The sequence below is a fragment of the Megasphaera lornae genome (assembly GCF_000214495.1).
Lineage (GTDB): Bacteria > Bacillota > Negativicutes > Veillonellales > Megasphaeraceae > Megasphaera > Megasphaera lornae.
Window position 1 is genome coordinate 115,720 of record NZ_AFIJ01000032.1, and the last position, 7,457, is coordinate 123,176.

At 45.7% G+C, this 7,457-nt stretch carries 7 protein-coding genes and 1 tRNA gene; 2 read left to right on the forward strand and 6 right to left on the reverse strand.

Annotated features, from left to right (window positions below; translation table 11 throughout):
- Positions 1-5: 5 nt before the first annotated feature.
- Both HMPREF1039_RS04980 and HMPREF1039_RS04985 read right to left on the reverse strand, forming a co-directional pair.
- A complete protein-coding gene (locus HMPREF1039_RS04980) occupies positions 6-2,009 on the reverse strand; it encodes a penicillin-binding protein (RefSeq protein ID WP_007391272.1) in 2,004 nt (667 codons plus the stop codon).
- 10 nt (positions 2,010-2,019) lie between these two features.
- A complete protein-coding gene (locus HMPREF1039_RS04985) occupies positions 2,020-3,360 on the reverse strand; it encodes a CCA tRNA nucleotidyltransferase (RefSeq protein ID WP_007391277.1) in 1,341 nt (446 codons plus the stop codon).
- Positions 3,361-3,552: 192 nt separating this feature from the next.
- Between HMPREF1039_RS04985 and HMPREF1039_RS04990 the strand changes: the two genes are divergently transcribed.
- Both HMPREF1039_RS04990 and HMPREF1039_RS04995 read left to right on the forward strand, forming a co-directional pair.
- Positions 3,553-4,080, forward strand: coding sequence for a cob(I)yrinic acid a,c-diamide adenosyltransferase (locus tag HMPREF1039_RS04990; RefSeq protein WP_007391281.1), 528 nt, complete (start codon positions 3,553-3,555; stop codon positions 4,078-4,080).
- Between the two features lie 10 nt (positions 4,081-4,090).
- Positions 4,091-5,302 carry a cation diffusion facilitator family transporter gene (locus HMPREF1039_RS04995; protein WP_007391249.1) on the forward strand — a complete coding sequence of 404 codons (1,212 nt, stop codon included), beginning with the start codon at positions 4,091-4,093 and terminating at the stop codon, positions 5,300-5,302.
- Positions 5,303-5,386: 84 nt separating this feature from the next.
- Here HMPREF1039_RS04995 and HMPREF1039_RS05000 read toward each other — a convergent pair.
- The 4 genes from HMPREF1039_RS05000 to HMPREF1039_RS05010 all read right to left on the reverse strand — a co-directional run bounded on the left by HMPREF1039_RS05000 (position 5,387) and on the right by HMPREF1039_RS05010 (position 7,285).
- Positions 5,387-5,463 (reverse strand) — tRNA-Ile (locus HMPREF1039_RS05000).
- A 605-nt stretch (positions 5,464-6,068) separates the two neighbouring features.
- On the reverse strand, positions 6,069-6,203 hold the full coding sequence (locus tag HMPREF1039_RS08475) for a hypothetical protein (RefSeq protein WP_007391260.1): 135 nt from the start codon (positions 6,201-6,203) through the stop codon (positions 6,069-6,071).
- Positions 6,200-6,589, reverse strand: a complete 390-nt coding sequence (locus HMPREF1039_RS05005) for a hypothetical protein (protein WP_007391274.1) — start codon at positions 6,587-6,589, stop codon at positions 6,200-6,202. Before HMPREF1039_RS05005 ends, HMPREF1039_RS08475 begins: the two co-directional genes overlap by 4 nt.
- Positions 6,590-6,715: 126 nt before the next feature.
- Positions 6,716-7,285 (reverse strand): hypothetical protein, encoded by a 570-nt coding sequence (locus HMPREF1039_RS05010; protein ID WP_007391239.1) that lies wholly within the window; start codon positions 7,283-7,285, stop codon positions 6,716-6,718.
- Positions 7,286-7,457: the final 172 nt, after the last annotated feature.

Genomic DNA, 7,457 nt, shown 5'->3' on the forward strand with positions numbered 1-7,457 from the left:
CCCTCCTAACGTGTAAATGTAACAATAACCGTACTGCCCGCACGAACCGGAGCGCCCGCTTCGGGATTTTGATAAACGGCTTTCCCCATCCCGCGCGGGACAAAGCATAATCCCGCTTGATTAAGCCAAGTATTGACTTCACGAGTATCCCACCCCGTAAAAGACGGCAATATAATCCCCTTTTCCGTTTTGATAACGGCGGGAATCTCCCGTTTTTTTATCGGTTCCGCCGGAATAAACGGCCGCTCCGCCTCTGTCGGATGGGACGGCTTAACACCTTTAAACCGAACAATTTCCGTCATCATCTCTTTGAACACCGGCGCCACCACTTGTGCCCCATAGTATACACCGACAGGATTATCGACCACAATAAGAACGACATATTGCGGATCTTCCAACGGTCCGAAGCCGATAAAGGAGGCGATATGTTGGTTGGGAGCATATCCGGTGCCGGCCTTATTCAGCCGCTGCGCCGTTCCGGTTTTACCGCAAAATGTATACCCTGCAATCTTGGCGTTTTGTCCCCCGCCGGAAGAAATTTCTTCCGATAAAATCCGACTGATCGCCGCGGCGGTTCCCGCCTTAATAGGCGTGGACACTAACGTGGGTGTAGTTTTTTTATACACGCTGCCGTCAGGATTATCAATTTCTTTAATAACAAAGGGTTTCATCATTCGCCCGCCGTTCGCCAAGGCGCCGAAAGCCTGTACCATTTGCAAAGGCGTTACGGCAATCCCCTGACCGATCCCCATAACCGCCGTATCCACATCACTCATCGTGGCCGCATTAAAAAGAATTCCCGTTCCTTCTCCGGGTAAATCAATTCCCGTTTCTTTTCCGAAACCGAATCGTTTCGCATAAGCCGTCAACGTTTTACCGCCTGTATGCAAGGCAATATTTACCATCCCCGTATTAATGGAAAACTTCAAAATTTCTCGTAATGTAACCCTTCCCATGCCGGATTTATCCCAGTTGTGAATCACACGATCTCGAACTTGAATGGCACCGGTATCCAAATATTCGGTTTGCAATCCCCACGCCCCGGAATCCACTGCCGCCGAAGCCATAATCGGCTTAAAAGTGGAACCCGGTTCATACAGATTCACTACGGCACGATTTTTATACGCTTCCGCATTGCCTTTACCGAAATCATTGGGGTCAAAATTAGGACGACTGGCCATAGCCAAAATCTCTCCGGTTTTAGGATCCATGACAATAATCGCCGCCCCTTCCGGATGATTGCGGGCCATAATGCCGTCCAAACTTTTTTCCGCAACAAATTGAATCGTACTGTCAATGGTTAATCGCACGGATCGCTCTTTATGCGGCAACATACTATGAAGCGCCGAATCCAAAATCGGTACCTTATCCGGATCCATAACAGTTTTTACGGTTTGTATACTGCCACGAATGACATCGTCCAACACCATTTCCACCCCATCCAGGCCTTTATCATTCTCGCCGACAAAACCGATCAATTGTGCCGCCATGTCCCCGTTTGGATAATATCGCCGATTCTCATCCACAAAACGCAGCGAACTCAGCTTATATTGTTTAATAATTTGCCGCACCGCTTCATACTTGGTATGATCCATCGTACGTGCCAACCAGACAAACCCTGTATCCCGCTGTAAACGTTCTTGCACCTCTTTCGCATCCATCCCGACATACGGCGCCAATGCTGCAGAAAGTTTTTCTACAGACACATGTTTCTCAGGATCCTTTACATCCTGCCGCAGCATATTCGGATCCGCATATAACGACTTGGCGATTTCACTGATTGCCAATACTCTGCCATTGCGATCAAAAATCGTCCCTCGCGGCGATTGCAACTGCCGATCGGTTTCCGCCTGTTGATCGATATATTGCGTCATTTTTGCGCCTTCTACAATTTGCAAATCCACCATTCGTACCAAGACGGCGACAAATACGACTCCCAATAAAAGCCAAATTCCCGCCGATCGTTTGCGAATCTGTTCTGTTTGTGTATCTTTATTATCTATGCGCATGGTATATTCCTCATGTATACTGTTGCCGCCATTGTACTGCCGCTTGTTCCAAGACCGACGCCGTATTATGCAAACGCCCTTCCTGCACTTGTCGTAATAAATATTGCAAACAAGCCCCCGTATCCTTGCCGCAATACTGTACCAAGGCCGATGAATATAACAAATCTTTCGTTTCCACCGGCAGCCGTGTCGCCACGGCAACGCGCCGCTCATAAAAAGGAAGGTGTTGTACCGCCGCCATTACGCGAACCATCGCGCACATTTGTTGCACGGCCTGTAAAAGCTGCTCTTTTCGCTTAAAAACACCTTGCCGAATTTCGCGACACCACCACCGTCGACACACTTCCTCGCTTATCGACTGCAACGAAAGAACGGTTTGCGACTGTTGTACCAACCACAAAATCCGCCGTACTTCTTTTGCCGCTTTTCCCCAACGTCGCAATACTTGTGCCGGAATATCGGCCCATGAATCCGCCGTAAACACATTCCCTGCTGCAGGCGGAAGTGACGTACCGCAAAAAGGGTAAAACAACGCCGCATATCGTAAGGTCAAATCACCAGGCAAATGAGAAATATATGCCAACGTACGCTGCCAATCAGCCGGCGAAACCCAATACACAAGTTCCGGAAAAATAGGAACCGCCACTTCTACCCCGTTTTTCCGACTGCGACACGCAGCGGCGGCCAATCCCGTTTGCTTCCATAGCTGCAATCCCTCGGCCGCATAGGGAGTCAACAATAAGCGGTCCCCTTCTTGCACCGCCCGTTGCAGCGATATACCGGCAACGCGGGACAACGCCTGCGGCATAGCTTGTACCAGAGACGCCTCCGGCGTAAATCCCAACTGACCGACCAGTCGACACGCCCGAAATAACCGCAACCCATCTTCGCGAAAACGCCGCACCGGATCCCCGACGGTAGCTAACCTTTTTTCTTTTAAATCACGTTGACCGCCGACATAATCAAGGATCCTTCCCTCTGCCGTCATGGCCAATGCATTTATCGTAAAATCACGTCGCAACATATCTTCCTGCAAGGTCGTTGCATACCATATATCGCTCGGTCGATGGCTGTCCTTTCCATATACCTCTTTCCGATACGTCGCCGTTTCCAATGAAAGACCTTCCACCTGCACCGTAACAATTCCGAAAACTTCTCCCGGTTGCGTTGTGCAACTCCATCCGTGCCGCTGCGCAACTTGCTTAATCTCTTCCGGTCTCGCTTGCGTAACAATATCATAATCATGCGGTTTTCGATGTAACAACATATCCCGTACGGCGCCGCCCACAAGATAGGCTTCATACCCTTCCTGACGCAAAGCCTGTAACCATTTCCGAACCCGCCGCTCCACCGTACAAACCTCCTGAAAACTCACATAATAATGTTTATTATAACACACATGCAGTCAATGTATAGTCCCCAATACGTTACCGAAACGCAACCGCCGAAAATCGCAATCGCCGTCTCCGTATAGGAACCGTTCCTCTTTCTATTCAAGAATTTACAACCATGCTATACTAAAAGAAAAAACGGGGAGGCCTCTATGGATACAGGATTTATTCATATTTATTATGGCAACGGAAAGGGAAAAACTACGGCCGCCGTCGGCTTAGCCGTTCGCTGTGCCGGCCGTGGCGGACAAGTGTGGTTTGCACAATTTCTCAAAGCCGGAAATACAGGAGAATTAACTATTTTTTCCCGTATCCCGGAAATAACCGTCTGGCGCGCAGGCGGCCCGAGTAAATTCACCTCGCAAATGACGGCGGCAGAGCGTCTCCAAACCGCGGCCCGGCAAAACCGATTATGGCGGCGTCTGCTTCATCATTGTCACGAAGCGCCGCCGGATCTCTTAGTTCTTGATGAACTCTTAGTCGCTATGTCCTTAGGCTTTATTCCCGAAAAAGAAATTATCCGCTTTTTCCATACCAAGCCGCCACAAACCGAAATCGTACTGACAGGGCATACCCCCTCTCGCGAGCTGCTGGCCGCAGCCGATTATATTTCGCAAATAACCGCCGTAAAACATCCTTTTACTCGCGGTATCCCCGCACGTATAGGAATTGAAAAATGAGGTGAACCGGATGATAAAAACCATTATTCAACATACTGTCCCCAATTATCAGGAAATAACCGATAAAAAAGTTCGTGAACGCTATAGCATTGTCGGCGGTATACTGGGTATTATTTGTAATATCTTGCTGTGCCTGGGAAAACTGGGCATAGGCACCTATACCGGAAGCATCGCCATTATATCCGATGCCTTTAACAATCTTTCCGACATGTGCTCCTCCGTGATTTCCATTCTCGGCGCAAAACTGAGTAATAAACCGGCCGATGCCGAACATCCCTTCGGGCACGGACGTTTTGAATATCTGGCCTCATTGTCCATTGCCATCCTCATCCTGATTGTCGGCTTCAGCCTGTGTGAAACGTCATTTCATAAATTTTTTCAACCGATACATGTCGAACAATCCTATATCGGCGTCTTCATTCTCCTCTTTTCCATTGCCGTAAAGCTCTGGATGTACAGCTACAACACGTATATAGGAAAAACCATTCGGTCAGGCGTCAACCTTGCGACTGCCGCCGACAGCATAACCGACGCCGTCGCCACCGGCGGCGTATTACTGGCAACCTTATTACAGGCCTACACAACCCTTCCTTTAGATGCCGTTGCCGGCCTGCTCATCGGCCTGCTCATTATGTATACAGGTTTTACCATTGCCAAAGATGTCATCAATATTTTATTGGGAAAAGCGCCGGATCCCCAATTGGTACGAGAAATAACGGACTGTGCCCGAGCATGCCATTATGTAACCGGCGTACACGAAATCCGTATTCATGACTACGGTCCCGGGCGTATGTTCGCTTCCATGCATGTAGAAATCCCCGATACGACCAATCTGGTAGAAGCCCATGCCGTATTAGACAATTTGGAAGATGAATTACAGGAAAAATATAATATGGAAATTAATCTGCATATGGATCCGTTATGTACCAACCCGCAAATCATTACCCGCGTACGCCATTGTCTCAATGAAATCATTCAAACGGAATTCCCCCGCTATGAAACCCACCATCTGCGCATTACCGCCGGCATGGTGCGCTTAAATGTCATTTGCGATCTGTATGTACCGCCGGGAGAGCTGGAAATTATTCCGTTGTCGATAATCCGCCTAAAAATAAACGAAGCCTTACAACAATATGATCGTAATTACCACATATTTTTAGATAAAGTATACGAACTTCCAAAAAGTCCGAACAGTAAAGTCCTTTCTTCTCCTTGGGGATAAAAAGAAGCTGCCCTGTATCGCAAATTCCGGGGCAGCTTTTTTGCATAAAAAAAACATCGTCACTTCCCGTGACGATGTTTTTTTTGGTGGGCCTAGGTGGACTTGAACCACCGACCTCACGCTTATCAGGCGTGCGCTCTAACCGGCTGAGCTATAGGCCCGTATCATTAAGACTTATTCAGTATAGCATATTATTTATTTCTGTCAAGACTTTATTAAAATTTATAAAATAAACCGCCTTAGGTTATCCCTATATAGCTTCTTCAACCATCCGCCTCTGTCGGTAAATACAGCACTCCATGTTAGTCTTCCCATGCCAACTGTAAAATCGCACTATCTCCTCGTGTAACGCTTAGCACAACCTTCACCTCCTTTATGATATAAAAAAGCACATCCCCGAATGGAAATATGCATTGTCCCGTTTTCTAACCGATTTGTCCCTTAATTAGGCCGTTTTGTCACGAAATCCAGTTATGTTATCCCGCTGTTTTTTTCCCTATTTATCCTACGCTTTCCTAAAATATCTCACGCGGATCCGTCTGCACGCAAAATTTAGAAAGTCTCCACCAAGGCTTCAACAAGTGTCCGCCAAAGACCAAACTCATACTACTCCAATGATACGCTTCGCCATCTCCGCTCCACTAAAAAACCACTACGCTATTTTCGTAGTGGTTTTATTTCATTTCTGCTATACGCTTCATTGCTTCTTCTTCAGTTATTTCTTTATACATTTCGTGTAAAGGACTTTCAGGCCATAAATACTCAATCATAATCCCGGAGCATACCCATTTTTTTCTTTTGGAATATATTTATATTGTTTTGATGGATGTGTCTCGTTTATCCTTGTAATAACACCTTTATTAATATTATCCGTTAATTCAAAATATTTATATAAACTCATAATATATCCTCCGAAATATTAAGCGGTATTTCTAGTTCTTTTGCCAACTCATACATTTTATCTCGTAATTTATTATATTCAATACTTTCACTATCTTTTATTTTCCTTTGTACTTTGTATATTTTATGTTGCTGTTTTTTTGTTTCTAGACTTTCAGGCGTATGATACTGTATTTCTATTTCTTCACCTGTAGGTATTCTTACTATCGTATTTATACCGTTATAAGGATTTGTTTTATCTAACCAATAGTTTTTTACTTCTACAGTTTTATACCCTTTATCTTCCAACTTTTGCCGTATTTCTTTGATTTTATCTACTAAATTATCAGCCTCAGCCAAATAAGTGTATCTTACTATATCTTTTGCCCTGTAATTTTCATCGCCCAAATCAAAATGTTTTTTGATTTTTCGTTGATATGAATCTATATCTTTTATACGGCATTCAAAACCTGCGAGTTTTGTTTCTGTTGCTTTTGCTACTTCTTGAACAACATTTGATATCGTAGGTTCAACTTATTTCATCTGTTTATAGTATAACATACTTCTATCTATCGGCAAATATTTCACCCTGCTCTTCATTACTGTAGAGCTGTAGTTCCGCAAAACATCTTGCCACGATCGTCCCGCTTCCCACGCTTTCGCGCCCTGCACGCCTAACAGGTACCGTTGTACGTCCTTGCTTTGCTTTTGTAGCCAATGATTGCCGCCTTCTTCCCGCAAGTCTTGTTGCTCGTTTAAGTCGACTTCCCCCTCATATATGAGCGACAAATAACACAAACAGTGCGGATGTACGGGAAGTGTCGGGCATTGGTCTTTCGGATAAATCCCCTTTCCCAATCCCCATAAATCGGCGTCAGCATACATATCGCATACGTCCGTACAGGGATGCGCCGAAGATACTTCCCAACGATACACCACAACGGTGTCATCGGTTTCATAGCGGGCAATGAAACCGTCTGCCCACGCTCTTGCGCTCTCCGTGCGGGCAATACGTTCGGCTACATAGCGGCTTTTTTCCTGCACGGCTACGTACACGGCTCGTTTTAATCCGTCTTCATTATTTTTCCCAAGTTGTATGTCCAACTCTTTATAAGCGGTTTTTAACGTTTTCGATGTCAGTGCCTTCGCCTGCTATCCCTATGTATTGCACAATTCTATACAATAAACCGCCGGAAATACAGTATAACAAAAAAACGCAAACTGTTTATTCTTACATGCAGTAAAAATAAACAGTTTGCGTTTTTATCTATGGTGG